Consider the following 21389-nt stretch of genomic DNA (forward strand, 5'->3'; position numbering starts at 1 on the left):
TTCATGAGTTCATCGCGATTCTTCTCCTGGGCGCTCAAGGCCTATCTGCTGGTTTTCTTCGTCTACCTGTTCCTGCCGCTGGTGATCATGGCGGCGGCGACGTTCAATGAAAGCCGCTTCCCGACCGTCACGCCCTGGACCGGCACCACGCTGCAGTGGTTTTCGGCGCTGTGGGCCGATGGCGGGATGTGGAGCTCGCTGGCCAACAGCCTGCTGGTGGCCGTCGGCGTGCTGTGCCTGGCGCTGCCCATCGGCGTGGCGAGCGCGCTGTTCCTGACCACGGTCGAGGGACGCGGCAAGTCCTTCATCTACGCGCTGATCCTGTCGCCGCTGCTGACGCCGGGGGTGATCATCGGCATCTCGACGCTGATCTTCTGGCGGAACTGGGGCGTGAACGGGGGAATCGTCTTGACGATCATCGCCCAGAGCGCCTTTATCGCCGCCTACGTCATGCTGATGGTGGCGGCTCGGCTCCAGCGCTTCGATCGCACGCTGGAACGCGCGGCCCTGGATCTCGGCGCCAGCCAGTGGCAGATGTTCCGCCGGATCCTGCTGCCGTATCTCAAGCCGGCCATTCTGTCGGCGGCGGTGCTCGCGTTCCTGCAATCGCTGGAGAACTACAACACCACGCTGTTCGTCGCCGGCTACGACACGACGCTGACGATCTATATCGCCTCCAAGGTTCGCACGGGACTGACACCGGCGGTGAACGCGTTGGCGCTGCTGATGATCCTCTTCACGGTGGGGATGGCGGTGATCTACGAACTCAAGCGCCGGCGCGAGGCCGCGCGGCGCCTGGTCTGACAGGCCGTCGAAGGAGAAGCGAGGCCTACTGGCGCGTCAACCGCACCAGGCGGTGGCGCAGCTCCGGGTCGAACAGCGCCCGGCTGCGCCGCTGCAGGCGCGGCAGCGATTCTTCGTAGAACAGATGCTCGTTCTCGACGCGTAGCCAGCCTTGCTGTTCGAGCGTGTCCAGCAATCCGCTGAACAGCCGCTTGTCGAAGAACTCCGGGGCGTTGAGTCCGGCCAGCAGGGTCAGGCGCTCGGCCAGTTGGCGGCTATGTTCTTCCAGCACTTCCCGGGTCAGCTCGCCACTGGGATAGCGCAGCAGCGATGCCAGCAGCAGATAGGCGCGCTCCAGCGTGGGCTGCACCGGTTGCCCCAGCAGTCGCAGGTGTTCGCTGGATTCGAGATGCCCGGGCTGCCGGCGCCAGCCGTTGTCGGTGGCTTGCAGCAGGCCTTCTTCCGTCAATACGGCGAGGGTATCCGCCAGGCGCTGTCGTGGATCGTCCGGTGGCGCGAAATAGAGCTCCTGCGCCAGCAGCGGCCAGGCCGGCGTCAGCAGCGCATCGAGGTCGTCGAGCGAGAAGGCGGCGTTGTTGCGAAAGGCGAATGCCACCAGCCCGAGATGCATGAACAGATGGAGTACGTTGTTGCGGTACCAGGTCAGCAACGTCGCCTGCTCCGGGCGCGCGGTAATCAGTTCGCCGAGCGCCTGGGGCTGACGCGTGACGAAGCCCAGATTCACGGCGTGATCGATCCACTCCGCCGGTTCTCCCGTCGGCAGCCGGCAGCGCCGACTGCCGGGCAGATGTTTCTGGAGCCTGACCAACAGGCCGATGTGGTGTGCCAGCAGATCGGATTCGATGGTGTGATGCGGCGTCGCCAGCAGCGTCATCGCTACCAGCGAGACGGCATTCAGGCTGGCGGCGTCGTTGATTCGGCGAGCCAGCGTTTCCCCCAGCAGCGGAACGGCCCGGTTCAGCCACGCCGGGCGTGTCGAAGCGGGCTCGCCTTGCCAGTCCGGCACCGTATCGTTCAGGAAGCTGGCCAGCGATAGTGGCTCACCCACGCTGACGGTGACGCGGCCGTGAGGCTCGCGGAGATGCTTGAGCACGCGCAGCAGATCCAGCGGAGACTCCTTCTTCTTCCTGCCGCCGCGGAGCTCGTGTAGATAGCTGCCGCTCTCCAGCACGCGTTCGTAGCCGACGTAGACCGGCACGAAGGCGACATCCCGGATCGCGTCCCGCGCGAACGAGCGCAGCGTCATCGCCAGCATGCCGGGGCGGGGCGATAGCATCCGTCCGGTCCGAGAGCGCCCGCCTTCGATGAAGTATTCCACCGGGTGGCCTCTCGCGATCAGACGATGCAGGTACTCGTTGAAGACGGTGGCGTAGAGGCGGTTGTCCTTGAAGCTGCGGCGCATGAAAAACGCGCCGCCACGTCGCATCAGCGCGCCGATCACCGGCATGTCGAGATTGCGTCCCGCGGCGATGTGCGGCGGCATCAGGCCTTCCCGGTAGAGCACGTAGGAGAGCAGCAGGTAGTCGATGTGACTGCGATGGCAGGGGACGTAGATCAGCGTGCGCTCGCCGGCGATCGCCTTGACCGCGTCCAGCCCGTGTACATCGACGCCGTCATAGAGACGGTTCCACAGCCGTTTGAGCATTTCATAGAAGAAGCGCAGCACCGGGTACGACATGTTGGAGGCGATTTCGCGGGCGTAACGCTCGGCGCGCCGGCGCTCGCGTGCCGGTGTGCTGCGATTGGTTTCGGCAGCCTCGAGCACGGCCTGACGAACCGGTTGGCTATCGACCACGCCACGCACCAGCGTGCGATGATGCGAGATGTCCGGCCCCAGCACTCGAGCGCGAATGCGGCGGAAGTGAACGCGCAGCACCCGGGCAACCTTGCGCTGGGTCAAGGTGACGGCGGGATCGTCGATCAGCGGCCGCAGCCGGATCGGCTCGCCGAAGTGCGCCTCCAGATGGCGGCCGTTGACGATTACCGAGAGCAGCCGGCGCAGACGCCCGCTCCAGGCCCAGTCATCCGCGGCCAGCATCTTCCAGAAGCCGAAGTCCTTGCCCGGGGCGCGGCTCCAGAACACGCTGACCGGCACCAACTGCGCGTCCAGCTCGGGGTCGGCCTCGAGCGCGTCCAGCAGCTGCTGCAGGTGTGCCGAATGCTGGCCCCGGATCTTGCCGCGACTGCCCCGCAGGCGCGGCAGGGCGAAGCAGGCCGGCAGCCCGCCGTGACCGAAGGGATGCCATTCGCCGGCGTCGGGGAGGTCGAGATCGCGGCTCAGGCGTTCGACGGCGAGCTCGTCGGTCATCGAGGGGCGAGCGATGACATAGAATGTCGGCAGCGTGGAATCGAGCCGAAAGGGCTCCGGCTCGACGAGGCGAAAGGCCAGCCAGCGATCGAGCACGCGACCGACCAGACGGTGCCACAGTCGTTGAAGTTCAGTCACGGTCGTTGATGTCCCATAGTCGTTGAAGCCCCAGGAGCGCTGGCATCCAGGCAATTTTCCCTGCAAATTCCCGAGTATAGCGACAAGCCCAGCCGACAGCGATGACCCGGAACGGTCGCTTTCCTTGGCGCCGCAAACGTGCGTCAATCGGGAGCGACCAAGGAGGCAGGTAGTTAATGCAAGCGACATGGAAGGACGGTAACCGTTTCGAGCTGTTGCCGGAGGGCAAGCGTTTCTGGCCTGCCATGAGAGAGGCCATCGAAGGCGCCCGGCACTATTTGTGGATCGAGCTCTATCTGATGGAGTCGGGCTCGCTGGCCGAGCATTTCATCGACGCGCTGACGTCGGCGGCAGCGCGTGGGGTCGAGGTCAAGCTGATGCTCGATGGCGTCGGCAGCATGGGGCTGTCGCATGGCGATCGGCGGCGACTGCGGGACGGCGGCGTCGAGCTGCGGTTCTTCAACCCGCTGGCGGTGACGCGGCTGGGCGGCAACCTGATGCGCGATCATCGCAAGCTCGTCGTCGTCGATGGCGTCACGGCCTTTACCGGCGGCTTTGGCATCGTCGACGAGTTCGTCGATGCCTGGTACGAGGTCGCGGTGCGTATCCAGGGGCCGGTGGTCGAGGACTGGATGCAGCTGTTCGCCCACGTCTGGGATTCGCCGCTGACGCGCGGTAATGGCACACGAACGCGTCTGACGCGATCGCTTCATGGGTCATCGGTGCCGGCACCCTTTGCCGACGGCATGCGGGGTCGGGCCATCTGGGGGCGGGGACATCGCTATCAGGCTATTCGTCTCTCGCTGCAGGGGCGCATCGGCACGGCTCGCCGCAGGCTCTGGCTGTGTACGCCCTACTTCGTGCCGACGCTCAGCCTGCGCCGGGCGTTGGCTCGCGCCGCCCGCCGCGGCATCGACGTGCGCCTGTTGCTGGCCGGTGGCGGGCACCATGACCACCCCGGCGTGCGCTACGCCGGGCAGCGATTTTATCGCCGGCTGCTCAAGGCGGGGGTCAGGATCTACGAATTCCAGCCCAATTTCATTCATGCCAAGTTCAGCGTCGTCGACGACTGGGTATCGCTGGGGTCGTGCAACTTCGATCACTGGAGCCTGCAGTGGAATCTCGAAGCCAACCAGGAGGTCGATGACGCCGAATTCGCGGCCGAAGTCGCCCGGCTGTTCGAACGCAACTTCGCCGCCAGCGAGCATATCGATGCCGAAAGCTGGGCCCGGCGCTCGTGGGGGCAGCGGGCGAGAGAGTGGCTGTTCGGCACGCTCAACGCCTGGGTGACACGGCTCAAGTAGCGGCGGGATCCGGCGCTGATTCAGACCCTAGCGCTTGCGGCCACGCTTGCGCCCACCGGATGTTCTGGCGGCGCTCTTTCCTTTGCCCTTGGGCGGCTCCGGCGGCACCCGGAAATGCAGGTAGAGATCCAGCGTCAACTCCGGAAGCTGGCCCGCCAGGGCGGCAAACTGTGCGTCCTCGGTGACCATCTCCGCGATCTCCGGCTCGTCGTCGAACAGGCCGGACAGCGCCATGAATGGCAGCAGCAGGGCGGCCACATGCGATTCATCCTGGGAGAACCAGGCCGCCTCGTCGAGAAAGACGCCTTGCATGAATCCGGCGCACCAGTCCTCGATGGCGGCGGCCATCTCTCCCGCTTCATCCAGCTCGGCATCGAAGGGCAACTCGACCCAGTGGCCGCGCTCCAGGATGCTGGCGGCGTTGGCCTTGAGCGCTTCCAGCAGGCCGAGAATCTCGTCGCGCTCGGCGGTATCGTCGAAAGGAGGCTCTCCCTCGAAAAGCTCGGCGATCCACTGCTCTGGGGAGATATCCCGAGGCGAGACGGCAAGCGCCACCAGATAGCCGTGGGCGCTGATGACATCCGGCGCCTCTTCGCCGAGACGTTCGGCGTTCAGGTAGTCGTCGAGGCGCGCCAGCGCGTCGTCATTCAGCGGCGGTTGGCTCTCGACGGCATCGTCCGGTCGTTCAGACGAGAGTTCAGGCATGAGGGCGCTCCGGATCAGGCGAAGATAATGAATGTGTGGCCGATACGAACCTCTGATCGATACGAACGTGCGGCCGATACGAACGTGTGACCAACGGAAATGCATGGCAAAGGGTCAGCGGGCTGGACGCCCGTTCGTGTCGTCGGCATTCTATCATCCCATGATCGATCTGCGTTCTTCCCCCGTTTCCCCCGCCCTCGGCGAAAGTGACGCCCAGGCGCTGGAGGCGCTCGACAAGTCGTCGCTGGAAAGCCAGCTGCTGCTGCGGGCCGATGCTGCCTGGCGGCTCGCCTGTGAAGTGCACCCGGCATTACCCCGGCCCAAAATCTGGTTCGATCTGCGGGGCCGAAGCGCCGGACAGGCGCATTACCAGCGTGGCGGGCTGCGTTTCAATCGGACGCTGCTGCACGAAAACCGGCAGGCTTTCATGGACGAGATCGTACCCCACGAGATGGCGCACTGGCTGGTCTTTCATCTGGAGGAAGGGCTGAATGTCCGGCCCCACGGGCGCGAGTGGCAGACGGTGATGCGAAAGCTCTATGGTCTGAAGCCGGTCGTCACGCATCGTTTCGACATCGCCCGTGCCAGCCCTTCGCCATATCTCTATCGCTGCCGCTGCGAGACGCTGCACCGATTCACCGGGCGGCGCCATTCCCAGGCCTCGAAGGGGACTCGGTATCGCTGCCGTCACTGTCGAGCGACGCTGACCTTTGCCTATCGGGAGTCGCCGGCATAGCGCTGGCGGCGTTCCAGCGAGCTCCCTTTTCTCCATTTCTTTTTCTCTTTCCCACTCGAACCTCACCAGGGCTGTCGACGTTTCAGCGCGAGCCGCGGCCGTGCGTGAAGCGTCGACGGGCCTCGCTTTTCGGCGACCCTGTCGTCGTCGGATCGAGCCTGATTGGCACGATTGCGACAGGCGAACGACACTGGTTGATACGAAGGTCTAATAGGGGGTGCCCGGTGCCGCCGTTATATGCTGACCCACTCGAGCGTCGATGGTCTATCGCATTGAGCCAGTTGGGCTTTCGCCGTCGAACGGGTACGAACATAGTCATCAACAGGGAGACTGGAGCATGAGCGAACAGCAGCGCGTATATCCTGTCGATAAGCGCTTGGCAGCCGATGCCTGGATCGATCGCGATCGTTACGAGACGCTCTATCGCCAGTCTGTCGAAGATCCCGAAGGCTTCTGGCGCGAGCAGGCCGAAAGCCTGAGCTGGAGCAGGAAACCGGCTACCATCAAGAACACTTCGTTCGCTTCGAACAATGTCGATATCCGCTGGTTCGAGGATGGCGAACTCAACGTCGCCCACAACTGTCTGGACCGCCATCTGGAAACCCGGGGCGATCAGCCCGCCATCATCTGGGAAGGCGACGATCCCGCCGATCACAAGACCATCACCTACCGCGAGCTGCATCAGCGCGTCTCGCAGCTCGCCAACGGCCTCAAGTCCCTGGGGGTCGGCAAGGGCGACACGGTCACGCTCTACATGCCGATGGTGCCGGAAGCGGCCATGGCGATGCTGGCATGTGCGCGCATCGGTGCGGTGCATTCGGTGGTGTTCGGCGGCTTCTCGCCGGATGCCCTGGCGGGGCGTATCGTCGATTCCCGATCCCGCGTCGTCATCACGGCCGACGAGTCGGTACGTGGCGGCAAGCAGGTGCCGCTCAAGGACAACGTCGATGCGGCGCTGACCCGGGAGGGCACCGACGTGGTCGAGTCCGTGCTGGTGGTCAAGCGCACCGGTGGCGACATCGAGTGGCATGAAGGCCGGGATCGCTGGTTCGATGAGGTCGTCGACCCGCAGTCCACCGATTGCCCCGCCGAGACGATGAACGCCGAAGATCCGCTGTTCATTCTGTATACCTCCGGGTCGACGGGGACACCGAAAGGGCTGAAGCACACCTCCGGCGGCTATCTGCTCTATGCTGCGCTGACCCATCGCCTGGTCTTCGATTATCACGATGGCGAAGTCTACTGGTGTGCCGCCGATGTAGGCTGGATTACCGGGCACAGCTATATCGTCTACGGGCCGCTGGCCAACGGCGCCACCACGCTGATGTTCGAAGGCGTGCCGACCTACCCCAGCCATGGCCGCATGGGGCAGGTCGTCGACAAGCACAACGTCTCGATTCTCTATACCTCGCCGACGGCCATCCGCTCGCTGATGGCGCATGGCGAGCACATCATGGACGACAGCACGCGCAGCTCGTTGCGCGTTCTCGGCTCGGTGGGGGAGCCGATCAACCCGGAGGCGTGGGATTGGTTCTACCGCGTCGTCGGCAATTCCCGCTGCCCGATCGTGGATACCTGGTGGCAGACGGAAACCGGCGGACACATGATCACGCCGCTCCCCGGCGCCACCGATCTCAAGCCGGGCTGCGCCACCAAGCCGTTCTTCGGCGTTCAACCGGCGCTGCTGGACAACGATGGCAAGCGACTGGAAGGCGCGACCGAGGGGAATCTTGTCATCCTCGACTCCTGGCCAGGGCAGGCGCGCTCGATCTGGAACAATCACGAGCGCTTCGTTCAGACCTACTTTTCCACCTACGAAGGGGTCTACTTCACCGGAGATGGCTGTCGTCGCGATGCCGATGGGGATTACTGGATCACCGGGCGTATCGATGATGTGCTGAATGTGTCCGGACACCGGATGGGAACGGCGGAGATTGAGTCGTCCCTGGTCGCTCATCAATCCGTGGCCGAAGCGGCTGTCGTCGGCTATCCGCATGATATAAAAGGTCAGGGGATTTATGTCTATGTCACGCTCAACGATGACGTCGAACCCAGCGAGGAGTTGAAGCAGGAACTCAAGCAGTGGGTGCGCAAGGATATCGGCCCGATCGCCACGCCTGATGTGATCCAATGGGCGCCGGGACTCCCGAAAACTCGCTCCGGCAAGATCATGCGCCGTATCCTGCGCAAGATTGCTGCCAATGAATGCGATGGGCTAGGTGATACCTCGACACTCGCCGATCCTGGCGTCGTGGAGGATCTGATCGAAAATCGCCATGTGCGCTCCTGATTCGTCATTTCGAGTTTTGAAATGGGCTTTTGGGTCAATCATCATGGTGACGGCTATATAACTAGTTAATTTGAGTGACCGCTACTCATATCGACTGATGATTGTCGTTCGATCGTCTTGAAAGAGGCTTTCCTCCCGGTACTTTTCGTGCCACTCCAAAGGGAGGGAAGCACGCCAGCTTTCCGAGACGATCGAACTTTTTTTATGTATTTGCGGCGTATTTACCCTTTGGTTATCCCTGGATTTTTTTCCCAATGATTTGATACTTGGGATTCCACGAGTGCATGGGGTAACATGCCGTTAATCAATAGTTGAACCATCTTTGTCTAGGTGGCGATAGTGGACCGACTATCTCGCCACATATCTCGACAGCGCCGGAGGAGAATCAATGGCTTTTGCCCAGAAATTCATCGTTGCCGATGACCACCCACTCTTCCGGGCGGCGCTCAATCAGGCATTGCGACAGGTGTCGCCGCAAGCAGAAATCGTCGAGGCGGACACCATGGAGGCGACGACGGAAGTCGTCACTCGACACCCCGATGCCGATTTGATCCTGCTCGATCTGCACATGCCTGGCGCTCACGGTTTCTCGGGGCTTATCCAGCTTCGCGGACAGATGCCGGATATTCCGGTGACGGTGGTATCCGGTAGTGAAGAGGTGGACGTGGTCCGCCGTGCCATCGATTACGGCGCTTCGGGTTTCATTCCCAAGTCTGCTTCTCTCGACACCATCGCCGAAGCGATCGGTGAAGTGCTCAAGGGTGAAGTCTGGTTGCCGCCTTATCTGGCGGATGCCATGGGCGAGGGCAGTCCGGAGGATGCCCGTTTCGCGGAAGCGATCGCCTCATTGACGCCACAGCAATTTCGCGTACTCAACATGTTGACGGAAGGGCTTCTCAACAAGCAGATCGCCTATGAACTCAATGTGTCGGAAGCCACCATCAAAGCTCACGTGACGGCCATACTACGCAAGCTAGGGGTTCACTCGCGTACGCAGGCCGTCATCGCTGCTCAGAAGTTGGAGATCGAACCGCCCAAGGTGACCAACGACTGATCGTTTCGGATATCCGGGTGTCGGTAGCCGCCGTTTCTCATTGTAGAATCGGCGGCTTTCTCGTTTCAGCGAGACTGAACTCGACAAGGGAGCAGGAGGGCCTTGAAGATAGTCGCAGCAGCAAGGCTACTGTCTTGTGCTACGTGGCGGTCTTAAGAGACATGGTAGAAGGTTAAGTCGGGGTAGAGGGCTTTTCGTTGCGAAGTCGCCTGGCCAAAAGCAGCAGCTCCACGCTAGCGAAAAACAGCAGGCTGTAGCCGGCCAGTTCCGTGATCTCTTCCGCTGCGTCCTTGACGATTCGCAGGTAGTGTTCGCCCATCAGGGCTTGCCACAATTCACTGCGCCCGTAGAGGCGCGAGAACACGTAGGTCGTGAGAAAGCCGCCCGCGAACAGTCCGAATCCCAGGCTGTTGGCAATCAGCGAGAACTCTTCGAGAAAGCCGCGCCGTGCGCGTATCACCAGCGTCAGGGTCGGTAGTGCCAGGAGTACCGCCAGGCATTGCCAGGCGCCATCGAAGACGTAGGCATCCAGCCATTGGTCGTTCTCCCGCACGAAGGATATCGCGAAAAATGCGGCCATCAGCAGGCTGACGCTGCGCAGGACTCTGTAACGCAGACGAATGACCAGCATCAGAACCGTACAAAGCAGCAGCAGCGCAGCCTGGGTGAGTTCCGTCAGCGAAGTCTCGCTGAAATCGGGGGCGCCCGCATGTCTGGCGTCCACCGTCATCACTATCTGCATGAGCCCGGCCAGGATCAGGACGTAGATGCCGGCCCTCAAGGCGATTGCGCGAAAGGAGAGAGTAGGCATGATAGATTCCTGCACAGCAATTGATAGCTGGCTAAGATTATCAGCCTTAATGTTCTTAAGAAGCGCTGTTCCGTAAAAATTTAAGCTTTTCTTAATTTTCTGGCGCGAGACCGGCCCGCAGGCTGGCTGCCTCTATTCCTGCCATGGCAGCCCGTTCGTCATTGTCGGAACTGTCTCCGCTGACACCGACGGCACCGATGACTCGCTCCTGCTCGTCGAGAATCAGCACGCCGCCGGCCACGGGGACGAATTCGCCCTGGGACGCCGAGGCGACTGCCGACAGGAACGACGGTCGTGCCTGATTCCGTTCACCGATCGTGCCGCTGGACAGACCGTAGCCCAAGGCGGCCTTGGCTTTGCCATGCGAGACGGCCAACCGTAAAGTGGCGCAGCCATCGGCTCTGTCGCAGCTTATCGGGTGCCCACTGGTATCCATGACCGTCACGGTGATGGGGTTCATCGCCTGCGCTGCCGCATAGGCTAGAGCGGCCTCGACAATGGTGCGGGCTTGCTTCAGTGACAAAGTCTGGTGGGTGAGATAGACGTTACGAGCCATTGTGATCTCCATTCTCTATTCTGTATTCATAATTCATTTTTAGTGGCGTCATCCATGCGCCATTGGGAGAATGGAAACATCGAACCTGTTCTGAGTGCCCCATGATCAAGATTCAGCAAAACACCCTGTACGGCGAGGCAGCCGCCCGCATCCGGGACATGATCAACGATGGAACCCTGCTTCCCGGTACCCGGATTCCGGAAAAACAACTATGCGAGCAGTTCGGGGTTTCTCGAACGCCGCTTCGCGAAGCGCTCAAGGTACTGGCGTCCGAGGGGATGGTCGAACTCCTGCCCAACCGGGGAGCGCGTGTCGTGCGGTTGACGCGCCAGATGCTGGAGGAGACCTACAGCGTGATGGGCGCGCTGGAAGGGCTGTCCGGCGAGCTGGCGTGTCGCTATATTACCGAAGAGGAGGTCGCCGACATCCAGGCGCTGCACTATCAGATGATGGCGCACTACAAGCGCAAGGAGATTCGGCCTTACTTCGAACTCAACCACCGCATTCACGATGCCATCATGCTGGCAGCCCGCAACGAGGTACTGCGGGAGACCCACAGCAGCTTGAACTACCGCATTCAGCGGGTGCGCTATTCCAGCATGATCGATGAGTACTGGGACCAGGCCGTGGCCGATCATGAAGCCATGATCGAATGCCTGCTGGCCCGGGACGGAGAGCGACTCGGTAGCATACTGCGAGAGCATCTGCGCCATAAGTTGGTCGTGGCGGCCGCGAGCGGGGTGATCGATGATGACCCGGGCGTCGCCCGGAGCCGTAGTTCGTAAGACCGAGCTGGGACAGAACGACACCCTTTTAATCTGGTGGCGGAAGGGGATTGCATCCCGCTTTCCGCTTTCCGCTTTCCGCTTTCCGCTTTCCGCTTTCCGCTTTCCGCTTTCCGCTCGGAATTTCTCCTGTTTCTGCCTCCTGCTGCGCCGTTCTGAGCGTTGCGGGATTTTCCCGGTTTCAACTTTCCGTCAATAGACAAATGTCGGGTTGGGCAATAATGAATTATGAATTCATAATTCGCTGGCAAGATCTCCAAGGTGCTCGCACTGCGGGGTATCGACCGGGGGGCGTCGCGGGATCCTCGTTGACCATCTCCGATCCATCGTTCAGGCGAGCCAATATAAAAAGACAGAAGGACGCCAGTGATGAAAAGTCTCAAAGCAGGCCTGTTGGCGCTCGCGCTAATGGCCGGTGCCAGCCACGCCAATGCCCAGGAAGTTCAGGTCAAGTTCGCGCACGTCGGCGAGCCGGATTCGCTGTTCGCCGATGTGTCCCAGGAATTCGCCAAACGCGCCAACGAAAAGCTGGCGGGTGAAGCCAAGGTGGTCGTCTACGGCTCGAGCCAGTTGGGGGGCGACTCGGAGCTGCTGAAGAAGCTCAAGCTGGGCACGGTCGATCTGGCGCTACCCTCGACCGTCATGAGTAGCGTCGCGCCCCAGTTCGCGCTGTTCGAGATGCCTTACCTCATCGCGGATCGTGACCATATGGCCAAGGTGCGCGACGAAGTCGTGAGACCTCAGCTCTATCCCGTCGCCGCAAGCCGGGGCTATCACATCATCGGCGTGTGGGAGAACGGCTTCCGCCAGATCACCAACAACGTCCATCCGATCAATACGCCTGCCGATCTTTCCGGGATCAAGCTGCGGGTGCCGCAGGGCGTCTGGCGTGTCGAGATGTTCAAGAGCTACGGCGCGAACCCTTCGCCCATGGCGCTCTCCGAGGTGTTCGTTGCCCTGCAGACAGGGGCGATGGATGGCCAGGAGAACCCGCTGGTCCAGACCTACGCCTCGCGTCTGCAGGAGGTGCAGGAATATCTCTCGCTGTCGGATCACATCTACACCCCGGCCTTCGTGACGGCAGGCATGAGCTGGAACCGACTGCCCGAGCACGTGCGCGAGGTGCTCCAGCAGACGGCCATGGAGATGGAGTCCTACGCGCTGGAGCAGGGCGCGAAGCTCGACGAGGAGACGCTGGTCAAGATGCGTGACGCCGGTCTGCAGATCAACAAGGTCGATCGTCAGGCTTTCATCGATGCCTCCCAGCCGGTCTACGACAAGTTCATCAAGGACGTCGACGGTGGCCAGGAGATGCTCGACAAGGTGCGTGAACTGCAACCCGCCAGTTAACCCGCGCGTCCGGTCGTGCCGAGTCACGGCGCGACCGGGCCGTGGACGAAGGAGCCGCCTGTGAAAACTCTGAATACGCTGCGCGATGGCTTCAGCCGACTGCTCGAGATCATCGTGGTCGTCAACATGCTGGTGCTGGCGGGGATCGTGATCGTCGGCTTCCTCTCGCGCCTGGTGGGGTCGCCCTTTACCTGGTACGACGAGGCGGCCTCGATCAGCCTGGCCTGGCTGACCTACTACGGTGCTGCCCTGGCTGCCGCCAAGGGGGCACACATCGCCTGTCCCAGTATCGTCAATGCGTTTCCGCCGAGCGTGCGTCTGCCGATCGCGCTGCTGGGCGAGGCCGTGGCGATCGCTTTCTTCGTCCTGCTGACGGTGACCGGCTGGCAAGTCGTCCAGATTCTTGCCGGGTCGACCATGATCAGCCTGACCACCGTCTCGCTGCAATTCACGCAGTCGGCGCTGCCGATTGCCTCGGTGCTGTTCATCATCGCCGAGTTGCTGCGGTTGCCGGAGGTGATTCGGCAGGCGAGGGGAGACGGCTTCGTCGACCACGAGCTCGAGGAGGTAGGTCTCGGCTCGAACATGGCCAGTCAGTCCGATGCAGGGAGTGCGACACGATGATTCTGGCGCTGATGTTCGTAGGACTATTGCTGTTGATCGTGCTCAACGTACCGATCGCCATCGCGCTGGGCCTGGTCGGCGCCGTCGCCGTCTACTCCAGCTACGGCGTCTATGCGTTGCCCAATATCGGCCTGACCATGTTCGAGGGCGCGACCAACTTTCCGCTGATCGCCATCCCGTTGTTCATTCTGGCCGGGGCGATCATGAACGCCTCTAGCATTTCGCGGCGTCTGATCGACTTCGCCGCTTCGCTGGTCGGCTTCGTCAAGGGCGGCCTGGCGATGGTGACCATCGGCTCATCGATCTTCTTCGCCGAGATCTCTGGCTCTGCCGTGGCCGGCGTCTCCGCGCTGGGCAGCCTGCTGATTCCCGCGATGAAGAACCGCGGCTACTCGAAGGAGTTCGCTGCGGCGATCTCTTCGTCCGCTGCCAGCCTGGCGATCATCCTGCCGCCATCGATCCCGATGATCCTGTACGCGGTCATGTCGGGAGAGTCGGTGGTCAAGATGTTCGTCGCGGGCATCTTCCCGGGTCTGCTGGGCGCCCTGGGCCTGGCCGTGGTCTGCTACTTCCTGGCACGCAAGCACAACTTTCCTTCCGAAGGGCGTTTTCAGGCCAGCCGAGTCTGGAAGTCGTTCAAGGAGGCGATCTGGGCGCTGATGATTCCGGTGATCATTCTCGGCGGCATCTTCGGCGGCATCGTCACCGCCACCGAAGGCGCGGCGCTGGCCGTCGTGGTCGCGATCTTCATCAGCGCCGTGATCTACCGCGAGTTCTCGCTCAAGACGCTGTGGAAATCCTGCCTGGATGCCGGCATCCAGACCGCGGTGGTGATGCTGCTGGTCGCCAGCTCCGCGCTGGTGGGGCTCTATCTCACCGAGTCCCAATTGCCGCAGCAACTGGCCAATTCGATCAGCGGGCTGACCGACAACAAGTACGTCATTCTGGCGCTGCTCAATGTCATCTTCCTGATCCTGGGGGTGTTCCTGCACTCGGCGGCGGCAATCATCCTGGTGGTGCCGATCGTGCTGCCGTTGATCATCAGTGTGGGGATCGATCCTCTACATTTCGGCCTGATCGTCACGCTCAACCTGGCCATCGGCCAGCAGACGCCGCCCGTGGCGAGCGTGTTGATCGCCTCGTGCTCGATCGCCAAGGCAGACATCTGGCGTACGACGCGAACCAACCTCTGGTTCCTGGGGGTGCTGTTCGTCGTGCTGCTGTTCAACACCTACGTGCCCGACTTCGCGCTACTGCTCGTGAATCTGATCTACGGCACCTGATACCGGAAACCGGCCAGGCATCGACCCAGGAGAACCGACACCATGACCCAGGATGACGAAATTCGCTGCTACCAGCGTGGCGCTATCGGCTGGATCCGCTTCAATCGCCCCGAGGCTCGCAATGCCATGACCTGGCACATGTACGAGTCCATGATCCGGGCCTGCCAGCAATTCGACGAGGATGAAACGGTCGCGCTGATCGCCTTTCGCGGCGAGGGCGGCGAAGCGTTCGTCGCGGGCACCGATATCAAGCAGTTCGTCGATTTCCGCGAGCGCGGCGACGGCATCGACTATGAACGCCGGATCGATGCCGTGATCGGCGGGATCGAGCGATTGGAGACGCCGACGGTCGCGCTGATCGACGGCTACTGCGTCGGTGGGGGCGCTGCCATCGCGATGGCCTGCGACTTCCGATACGCCAACGCCAATTTCAAGTTCGGCATCCCCATCGCCAGGACGCTGGGTAACTGCATGTCGATCACCAATGTCGCGCGGCTGGTCGATCTGATCGGGATCGCGCGCACCAAGCGCGTGCTGATGCTGGCGAAGATGATCGGGGCGGAGGAGGCGCTGTCCGTCGGCCTGATCGACGAGATCGTCGACAGCGAAGCCCTCGACGAGACAGCGGCGAAGCTCGCCGAGAAGCTGGCCGGGCATGCGCCGCTGACGATGCGCGCGGCCAAGGCCTGCATCAACCGCATTCTGGATCGGCGCCGCCCCGGCCATGATGCTGCCGATGACCTGATCGCGCTGTGCTACACCAGCGAAGATTTCCAGGGCGCCGTCAGGCGATTCGTCGACAAGACCCCGTACACCTGGCAGGGCCGCTAGGGTCTGTTGACGTTTCAGCGCGGCCGTGCATGAAACGTCAACAGACCCTAGCCGCCAACCGGCGCCGTCTCGCTCCCACCGGTGACTGGCGTGGACTCGCTGTCGAGTCCACGACGGGAGCGCGCGTCGATCATTCGCTCTATTCGCCGTTTCGAAGACTGGCAAGGAGAATCGCCATGTTACCGCTGGAAGGCATGAAGGTACTCGATATCTCGCAGATCATGGCCGGGCCATACTGCACCATGGTGCTGGGAGACATGGGTGCAGACGTGATCAAGGTCGAGAAGACCCAGGGCGGCGACGACAGTCGTCAGATGGGGCCGTACGTCAACGACGAGTCCACCTGCTTCGCGCAGATCAACCGCAACAAGCGCAGCATCTCGCTCAATCTCAAGGAGCCCGACGGGCTGGCGCTCTTCTATGAATTGGCGCGGGAAGCGGATGTGGTGGTCGAGAACTACCGGCCCGGCGTTACCCAGTCGTTGAAGATCGACTACGAGACGCTCAAGGGCATCAATCCCGGCCTGGTCTACTGCTCGATCTCCGGCTACGGCCAGACGGGGCCGTATCGGCGCAAAGGCGGGTTCGATCTGGTCGCCCAGGGCATGACCGGCTTGATGTCGATGACCGGCGAGCCCGGCCGGCGGCCGTTGAAGACCGGCGTGGCGGTCTACGATATCGGCGCGGGAATCACCGCGATCTACTCGATACTGGCGGCCTACATTCACAAGCAGAAGACGGGGGAAGGCCAACTGGTGGATGTGGCTATCGCCGAGTGCGGTCTACCCTGGTTCACCTGGGAAGCGGCGGCCTATTTCGCCGAAGGGCGCGTCCCGCAGCCGACCGGGTGGCGGCACCGGGTCTCCGCGCCTTACCAGGCGGTCAAGGTTCGCGACGGCTACATGATGCTGGGATGCGCCAACCAGCGCACCTGGGAGCGGTTCTGCAACGACGTGCTGCAACGGCCTGATCTGACCGCCGATCCCCGATTCATCACCAATAGCGACCGGGGAAAGAACGTCGATGCGCTGGAGGCGCTGCTGGAAGAGTTGATGTGCACGGCAGACCGCCAGCACTGGCTGGCGCTGTGCGACGAAGCCGGCGTGCCGGCGGGGCCGATCAACGACTTCGCCCAGGCGATGGACGATCCGCACTACCGGGAGCGGGGCATGGTTCAGGAGCTGGATCACCCGGTGATCGGGCGCATGCAGACCATCGGCTTCGCCAGCAAGCTATCCCAGACGCCGTCTCAGATTCGCCGGCCGGCGCCGGTCTTCGCCCAGCATACCGACGAGGTGCTGGCGACGCTGGGCGTCGAGGGCGAGCGTCTGGCGGCGCTGCGCGAGCGCGGCGTCGTACGCTAGACACGTTCAGAAAGGCCTGGGTTTGGCTCGAAGCCTGACTCATTCGGTGGAATCGGCGAGCGGGGCGGTCTCCACGGATCGCCGCGCTTCCTCCTCCAACCAGTCGTGCACCGCTCGTACGCGGCGGTCGTCCAGAGCCCCCTGCTGATAGACCAGGCCGTAGCGCTTGCCGGTCGCCACCGAGCCGGCGAATGGCGCGATCAGGCGGCCGCTGGCCAGCTCGTCGCCGATCAGCGTCCGGCGAGCGATCGCCACGCCCATGCCGGCGATTGCGGCCTCCACCGTCAACTGGTTGCGGTTGAAGGTGTAGCCTCGGCGCACGTTGACCTGTTCACCGCCAATCGCCCGTAGATAGTGCTCCCACTCCGCATAATCGTGGCTGCCGCGCCAGGCCGTGACATCGTGCAGCAGCGGATAGTAGCCCAGCGCCTCGGGGGTGGTGAGCGGCGGGCGACGCCTGAGCAGCTGCGGCGAGCAGACGGCGAAGATCTTCTCGTCGATCAACGGCGTGGTCTGGAGACCCGGATAGTGACCGTCGTTGAGATCGATGGCCAGATCGTAGCCGCCGTCGAGCAGCGACAGATTGCTGTCTTCCGCCGTGACGTGCAGTTCGATATCGGGGAAGCGGGCCTGCAGCCGCGGCAGTCTCGGCATCAGCCACTTGGCCAGAAACGACGGCAGGCAGCGTAGCCTGAGCACGCCGCTCATGACCCCACCGCGCAGGCGATCGACCTCCAGCCCGACGGCATCGTAAGCCTGGGCGACGACCCGGGCCAGCCGTTCCCCTTCTTCCGTCAACGCCAGCTGGCGCGGCAGACGCCTGAACAGACGAAACCCGAGCCGCTCTTCCAGCTGCTTGATCTGCTGGCTGACCGCGCCGGTGGTGACATGAAGCTCCTCTGCTGCCCGGGTGAACGACAGGAGGCGGGCGCTGACGGCGAAGACTTTCAGCCAGGCATGGGTCTGAGCATTGAGTGACTGGATCATGGTTTAGCAAGGCTATAGGTATTGGCAGTTTTTATCGATTGTTTCCGGTTTAACCGGCGGCCAGACTGAAGTCAAACTACATCATGCGCCAGTTCCAGGAACGACGGATTCTGGCGCCCGAGCGACATCAGAGGTAGCCACATGACATTCAGCGTGTTCGATCTGTTCAAGATTGGCATCGGGCCTTCCAGTTCGCATACGGTCGGACCGATGCAGGCTGCCCATGATTTCGTCGCGGCCCTGCACGACCGCGAGCTGCTGCACGCGGTGACGCGGGTATCGGTCACGCTCTACGGCTCGCTATCGGCCACCGGCAAGGGGCACAACACCGATAGCGCGGTGATAGGGGGGCTCATGGGGGAGCGCCCGTTGACCGTCGATCCCGACGACCTGGCGCTCAAGCTGGCAGCAATGGCGCGGGACGGAGAGCTGAAGCTGGCTGGCGTGCACGCGGTGGCATTCGATGCGACGCGGGACATCGAATGGTGCGACGAGGTTCTCGATTACCACACCAACGCCTTGCGCCTGGTCGCCTCCGACGATCACGGAGTCATCTACGACAACACGTATTACTCGGTCGGCGGCGGCTTCGTCGTCGATGCCGAGCAGGCGGCGCAGAGCGATGCCGTCACCTCCACGGTGAAGGTGCCATACCCGTTCAAGAATGCCGTCGAGCTGCTCGATATTTGCCGTCGTGAGGGGCTTTCCATCAGTGACGTGATGCTGGCCAACGAGCAGGTCTGGCGCAGCGAGTCGGACATTCGCGACGGGCTCTGGCAGATCTGGCTGGCGATGAAGGCGTGTGTCGATAGCGGGCTGGATCAGCAGGGCGTGCTGCCCGGCGGACTGAACGTGAGGCGTCGCGCCCCGGCGCTGCATCGGCGGCTGATGGCGCTGGACAACGAGAAGAGCCTGATCGCCAGTACCTTCTCGGCGATGGACTGGGTCAACCTGTTCGCGCTGGCGGTCAACGAGGAGAACGCCGCCGGCCGCCGGATGGTTACCGCGCCGACTAACGGGGCCGCGGGGATCGTGCCCGCCGTACTGCACTACTACATGAAATTCCAGCCGGATGCCTGCGAGCGGGATGTCGTGCGTTTCCTTCTGACCGCCGGCGCGATCGGCATTCTGTGCAAGACCAACGCCTCGATCTCCGGTGCGGAAGTGGGCTGTCAAGGCGAGGTCGGCTCGGCCTGCGCGATGGCCGCCGCCGGACTGGCGGAGTTGATGGGAGGCGCCCCGGCCCAGGTCGAGAACGCCGCCGAAATCGGGCTCGAACACAACCTGGGGCTGACCTGCGATCCCATCGCTGGCCTGGTCCAGGTACCCTGTATCGAACGCAACGCGATTGCGGCAGTCAAGGCCATCAACGCCGCGCAGATGGCGCTCTGTGGCGACGGCGAGCATTTCGTCTCTCTCGACAAGGTCATTCGAACCATGCGCGAAACCGGGCGCGACATGCAGGACAAATACAAGGAGACCTCCCGCGGCGGACTGGCGGTGAACATCATCGAATGTTGAGTATTCAACCTTGAAAATAGCGGTAGCGTCCCGATTCTTGTGCTTAAGTCGTGAACCCTGACGCGGGATAACGACAATCCTGGCTGGCTATGCCAATATCGATTTCCGTAATCTGGCGATCGCTAAAAGCATGAACAAGGGCAAGGGTAATGAGCCAAGACAGTTGTATCGTCCGTCATTTCAGACATTACGGTGAGCTTTCCAAAAACGATGAAGCGTTGTTGGTCGAGCTCGAGCAGAGCCCGACCGAGGTCAAGGCCGACGAGATTCTGTGGCAGGAGGGAGATCCGGCGCGCGAGTTCTGTACGCTCAGCAAGGGATGGGCCTACTCCTTTCGCCACATGGAAGATGGTTCTCGGCAGATTCTCGAGATCTATCTGCCCGGCGATATCATCGGACTGCGGGAATTTGCCTTCAAGGAGCGCCTGACCGGCGTCGCCATGCTCGAGGACGGCGTCGTGTGTCATTTTCCCCATCGGCGCCTGATCAACGTCTTCCGCGAATCGCTGATGCTGTCGACCATCTTCTTTGCCATTTCGTCGCATCAGCAGGCCCTGTTGACCGAGCGTCTCGTCAACCTCGCCCGACGCAGCGCGCGTCAGCGTCTGGCACACCTGATCTACGAAATGTACGTGCGCCTGGACCGCACCAAGGCACGCCAGGGCAACAGCATTCGTCTACCGCTGTCCCAACAGCATCTCGGCGATGCGCTGGGGCTGTCGTCGGTACACGTGAGCCGGACGCTGACCGCCTTCCGCGAGGAAGGGCTATTGCTGCGCTCGCGCCAGCGCATCGAGCTGCCCGACCCCGAGGCGCTGGCACGGGAGGCCGAATTCGGCGACGCCTATCTCAACGATGGCATCGATCACTTCTTCAATCATTGATTCAACTTTGCTTGCCGCTGAACTGCTTTGCCCCTGATCTCATTCTCTAGCGCCGGGTCTCTGGTGCTGGTGTTTCGGGCGATGGCGGCTCAGCGGCCTTGACGTCCGGTATCGGCGAATCGCGGCCGTCTGCGGCAATCGCCTCGGGCAGTCTCGCCGACAGAAAATCGACCAGCAGACGAATCTTGGAAGAGAGCTGGCGGTGGCGCGGGAAGACCGCCCAGACGGCAGTATCGGTAAACTGGTAGCGATCGAGCACGGCCATCAGCCTGCCTTGCTGGATCGCCGTCTCGACATAGTAATCCGGCAACTGGGCCAGCCCGATCCCCTTGCAGGCCGCATCCAGTAGCGCCGGCCCGGAATTGCCGCGCCAATTCCCCGACACCCGGATCTCTCGGCGTTGGCCGTCGACCCGGAACAGCCAGCTATCCCGCGATCCGACCAGGCAGTTGTGATGGGCGAGCTCGGAAAGACTGTGCGGTGTCGGTCGTCGCTGGAAGTAGTCGGGCGCGCCGACGACGTACTCGCGGCGCTGGCAGAGGCGTCTGGCCAGCAGGCTCGAATCCTTGAGCACGCCCATGCGGATGGCGACATCGAAGCCTTCGTCGATCAGCTCGACCGTACGGTTGGTGAAGTGCAGGCGTACATCGAGTTGCGGATAGCAACAGTGGAAGTCGTTGACCAGCGGCGCGATGAAGCGCTCCCCGAACGTGGTGGCGCAACTGATGGCGAGCCGCCCCTGGGGCTGGGACTGAAGTTCGTTGAGTGCGGCCTCGGCTTCCTTGAAGCCGTCCAGCAGCGAGCGGCAGTGTTCGTAATACACGGCGCCGCCATCGGTCAGCCGAATCTGGCGCGTGGTCCGGTAAAGCAGCGGCGTTCCCAGCTCCTGCTCGAGTTGGCTCACCAGTCGGCTCACATGGGAGTTGGAGACCTTCAGCGACTGGGCGGCGCGCGAGAACGTGCCCAGCCGCACCACGGCAACGAATGCCTCGATACCCTCCCAGCGTGACATGCCGACTTCTCCCTCCGCGCTGCAGACCCATTATTGTTGCAT

Annotated in this window: 19 protein-coding genes; 13 read left to right on the forward strand and 6 right to left on the reverse strand. The window is 62.5% G+C overall.

Going from position 1 to position 21389, the window contains the following annotated elements; all coding sequences use genetic code 11:
- Nucleotides 1-3 precede the first annotated feature (3 nt).
- Nucleotides 4-804, forward strand: a complete 801-nt coding sequence (locus CCD76_RS09250; RefSeq protein ID WP_087719231.1) for an ABC transporter permease — start codon at nucleotides 4-6, stop codon at nucleotides 802-804.
- A gap of 25 nt (nucleotides 805-829) precedes the next feature.
- On the opposite strand, the gene plsB is transcribed toward CCD76_RS09250, so the two are convergent.
- Nucleotides 830-3250 (reverse strand): glycerol-3-phosphate 1-O-acyltransferase PlsB, encoded by a 2421-nt coding sequence (gene plsB, locus CCD76_RS09255; protein ID WP_256961232.1) that lies wholly within the window; start codon nucleotides 3248-3250, stop codon nucleotides 830-832.
- A 176-nt stretch (nucleotides 3251-3426) separates the two neighbouring features.
- On the opposite strand from plsB, the gene CCD76_RS09260 reads away from it, so the two are divergent.
- On the forward strand, nucleotides 3427-4554 hold the full coding sequence (locus CCD76_RS09260) for a phospholipase D-like domain-containing protein (protein WP_087719310.1): 1128 nt from the start codon (nucleotides 3427-3429) through the stop codon (nucleotides 4552-4554).
- A gap of 27 nt (nucleotides 4555-4581) precedes the next feature.
- On the opposite strand, the gene CCD76_RS09265 is transcribed toward CCD76_RS09260, so the two are convergent.
- Nucleotides 4582-5259 carry a YecA/YgfB family protein gene (locus CCD76_RS09265; RefSeq protein ID WP_087719233.1) on the reverse strand — a complete coding sequence of 226 codons (678 nt, stop codon included), beginning with the start codon at nucleotides 5257-5259 and terminating at the stop codon, nucleotides 4582-4584.
- Between the two features lie 103 nt (nucleotides 5260-5362).
- On the opposite strand from CCD76_RS09265, the gene CCD76_RS09270 reads away from it, so the two are divergent.
- The 3 genes from CCD76_RS09270 to CCD76_RS09280 all read left to right on the forward strand — a co-directional run bounded on the left by CCD76_RS09270 (nucleotide 5363) and on the right by CCD76_RS09280 (nucleotide 9339).
- Nucleotides 5363-5995 (forward strand): SprT family zinc-dependent metalloprotease, encoded by a 633-nt coding sequence (locus CCD76_RS09270; protein ID WP_306298800.1) that lies wholly within the window; start codon nucleotides 5363-5365, stop codon nucleotides 5993-5995.
- Nucleotides 5996-6332: 337 nt separating this feature from the next.
- Complete coding sequence (acs, locus tag CCD76_RS09275; protein WP_087719234.1) at nucleotides 6333-8285, forward strand: acetate--CoA ligase; 1953 nt, start codon at nucleotides 6333-6335, stop codon at nucleotides 8283-8285.
- A 388-nt stretch (nucleotides 8286-8673) separates the two neighbouring features.
- Nucleotides 8674-9339 carry a response regulator gene (locus tag CCD76_RS09280; protein ID WP_087719235.1) on the forward strand — a complete coding sequence of 222 codons (666 nt, stop codon included), beginning with the start codon at nucleotides 8674-8676 and terminating at the stop codon, nucleotides 9337-9339.
- Nucleotides 9340-9511: 172 nt separating this feature from the next.
- Here the strand turns inward: CCD76_RS09280 and CCD76_RS09285 are convergent, their stop codons facing one another.
- Both CCD76_RS09285 and CCD76_RS09290 read right to left on the reverse strand, forming a co-directional pair.
- Nucleotides 9512-10150 (reverse strand): hypothetical protein, encoded by a 639-nt coding sequence (locus tag CCD76_RS09285; RefSeq protein ID WP_087719236.1) that lies wholly within the window; start codon nucleotides 10148-10150, stop codon nucleotides 9512-9514.
- A 91-nt stretch (nucleotides 10151-10241) separates the two neighbouring features.
- Nucleotides 10242-10706: a GlcG/HbpS family heme-binding protein gene (locus CCD76_RS09290; RefSeq protein WP_087719237.1), complete on the reverse strand. Its 465-nt coding sequence runs from the start codon at nucleotides 10704-10706 to the stop codon at nucleotides 10242-10244.
- 101 nt (nucleotides 10707-10807) lie between these two features.
- On the opposite strand from CCD76_RS09290, the gene CCD76_RS09295 reads away from it, so the two are divergent.
- The 6 genes from CCD76_RS09295 (at nucleotide 10808) to CCD76_RS09320 (ending at nucleotide 16943) form a co-directional block, all read left to right on the forward strand.
- The gene (locus tag CCD76_RS09295) at nucleotides 10808-11491 is read left to right on the forward strand and encodes a GntR family transcriptional regulator (protein WP_087719238.1); all 684 of its coding nucleotides are present in this window, start codon (nucleotides 10808-10810) and stop codon (nucleotides 11489-11491) included.
- A 369-nt stretch (nucleotides 11492-11860) separates the two neighbouring features.
- Entirely contained in the window at nucleotides 11861-12841 is a 981-nt protein-coding gene (locus CCD76_RS09300; RefSeq protein WP_087719239.1) for a TRAP transporter substrate-binding protein, read from the forward strand.
- A 60-nt stretch (nucleotides 12842-12901) separates the two neighbouring features.
- Complete coding sequence (locus tag CCD76_RS09305; protein WP_256961233.1) at nucleotides 12902-13465, forward strand: TRAP transporter small permease; 564 nt, start codon at nucleotides 12902-12904, stop codon at nucleotides 13463-13465.
- Complete coding sequence (locus tag CCD76_RS09310) at nucleotides 13462-14748, forward strand: TRAP transporter large permease (RefSeq protein ID WP_179208890.1); 1287 nt, start codon at nucleotides 13462-13464, stop codon at nucleotides 14746-14748. The genes CCD76_RS09305 and CCD76_RS09310 overlap by 4 nt, the downstream gene beginning before the upstream one ends.
- A 42-nt stretch (nucleotides 14749-14790) precedes the next feature.
- Nucleotides 14791-15579 (forward strand): enoyl-CoA hydratase/isomerase family protein, encoded by a 789-nt coding sequence (locus tag CCD76_RS09315; protein ID WP_087719240.1) that lies wholly within the window; start codon nucleotides 14791-14793, stop codon nucleotides 15577-15579.
- Between the two features lie 176 nt (nucleotides 15580-15755).
- Nucleotides 15756-16943 (forward strand): CaiB/BaiF CoA transferase family protein, encoded by a 1188-nt coding sequence (locus tag CCD76_RS09320; protein WP_087719241.1) that lies wholly within the window; start codon nucleotides 15756-15758, stop codon nucleotides 16941-16943.
- A 39-nt stretch (nucleotides 16944-16982) separates the two neighbouring features.
- On the opposite strand, the gene CCD76_RS09325 is transcribed toward CCD76_RS09320, so the two are convergent.
- Nucleotides 16983-17930: a LysR substrate-binding domain-containing protein gene (locus CCD76_RS09325; RefSeq protein WP_087719242.1), complete on the reverse strand. Its 948-nt coding sequence runs from the start codon at nucleotides 17928-17930 to the stop codon at nucleotides 16983-16985.
- A gap of 141 nt (nucleotides 17931-18071) precedes the next feature.
- Between CCD76_RS09325 and CCD76_RS09330 the strand changes: the two genes are divergently transcribed.
- Together CCD76_RS09330 and CCD76_RS09335 are read left to right on the forward strand one after the other, a co-directional pair.
- Complete coding sequence (locus CCD76_RS09330) at nucleotides 18072-19451, forward strand: L-serine ammonia-lyase (protein WP_087719243.1); 1380 nt, start codon at nucleotides 18072-18074, stop codon at nucleotides 19449-19451.
- A gap of 149 nt (nucleotides 19452-19600) precedes the next feature.
- On the forward strand, nucleotides 19601-20335 hold the full coding sequence (locus CCD76_RS09335) for a Crp/Fnr family transcriptional regulator (RefSeq protein ID WP_087719244.1): 735 nt from the start codon (nucleotides 19601-19603) through the stop codon (nucleotides 20333-20335).
- A 46-nt stretch (nucleotides 20336-20381) separates the two neighbouring features.
- On the opposite strand, the gene CCD76_RS09340 is transcribed toward CCD76_RS09335, so the two are convergent.
- Nucleotides 20382-21347 (reverse strand): LysR family transcriptional regulator, encoded by a 966-nt coding sequence (locus CCD76_RS09340; protein ID WP_087719245.1) that lies wholly within the window; start codon nucleotides 21345-21347, stop codon nucleotides 20382-20384.
- Nucleotides 21348-21389: the final 42 nt, after the last annotated feature.

Source organism: Salinicola salarius, from assembly GCF_002179555.1.
In the GTDB taxonomy this organism is placed as follows: domain Bacteria; phylum Pseudomonadota; class Gammaproteobacteria; order Pseudomonadales; family Halomonadaceae; genus Salinicola; species Salinicola salarius_A.

Bases quoted from the DNA above. Each gene is read 5' to 3' on its own strand.
- CCD76_RS09330 (WP_087719243.1), top strand. From the start codon at position 18,072: ATGACATTCAGCGTGTTCGATCTGTTCAAGATTGGCATCGGGCCTTCC.
- CCD76_RS09250 (WP_087719231.1), top strand. From the start codon at position 4: ATGAGTTCATCGCGATTCTTCTCCTGGGCGCTCAAGGCCTATCTGCTG.
- CCD76_RS09335 (WP_087719244.1), top strand. From the start codon at position 19,601: ATGAGCCAAGACAGTTGTATCGTCCGTCATTTCAGACATTACGGTGAG.
- CCD76_RS09290 (WP_087719237.1), bottom strand. From the start codon at position 10,706: ATGGCTCGTAACGTCTATCTCACCCACCAGACTTTGTCACTGAAGCAA.
- CCD76_RS09285 (WP_087719236.1), bottom strand. From the start codon at position 10,150: ATGCCTACTCTCTCCTTTCGCGCAATCGCCTTGAGGGCCGGCATCTAC.
- CCD76_RS09260 (WP_087719310.1), top strand. From the start codon at position 3,427: ATGCAAGCGACATGGAAGGACGGTAACCGTTTCGAGCTGTTGCCGGAG.
- CCD76_RS09300 (WP_087719239.1), top strand. From the start codon at position 11,861: ATGAAAAGTCTCAAAGCAGGCCTGTTGGCGCTCGCGCTAATGGCCGGT.
- CCD76_RS09340 (WP_087719245.1), bottom strand. From the start codon at position 21,347: ATGTCACGCTGGGAGGGTATCGAGGCATTCGTTGCCGTGGTGCGGCTG.
- CCD76_RS09280 (WP_087719235.1), top strand. From the start codon at position 8,674: ATGGCTTTTGCCCAGAAATTCATCGTTGCCGATGACCACCCACTCTTC.
- CCD76_RS09310 (WP_179208890.1), top strand. From the start codon at position 13,462: ATGATTCTGGCGCTGATGTTCGTAGGACTATTGCTGTTGATCGTGCTC.
- acs (WP_087719234.1), top strand. From the start codon at position 6,333: ATGAGCGAACAGCAGCGCGTATATCCTGTCGATAAGCGCTTGGCAGCC.
- CCD76_RS09265 (WP_087719233.1), bottom strand. From the start codon at position 5,259: ATGCCTGAACTCTCGTCTGAACGACCGGACGATGCCGTCGAGAGCCAA.
- CCD76_RS09315 (WP_087719240.1), top strand. From the start codon at position 14,791: ATGACCCAGGATGACGAAATTCGCTGCTACCAGCGTGGCGCTATCGGC.
- CCD76_RS09295 (WP_087719238.1), top strand. From the start codon at position 10,808: ATGATCAAGATTCAGCAAAACACCCTGTACGGCGAGGCAGCCGCCCGC.
- CCD76_RS09320 (WP_087719241.1), top strand. From the start codon at position 15,756: ATGTTACCGCTGGAAGGCATGAAGGTACTCGATATCTCGCAGATCATG.
- CCD76_RS09325 (WP_087719242.1), bottom strand. From the start codon at position 17,930: ATGATCCAGTCACTCAATGCTCAGACCCATGCCTGGCTGAAAGTCTTC.
- CCD76_RS09270 (WP_306298800.1), top strand. From the start codon at position 5,363: ATGGCAAAGGGTCAGCGGGCTGGACGCCCGTTCGTGTCGTCGGCATTC.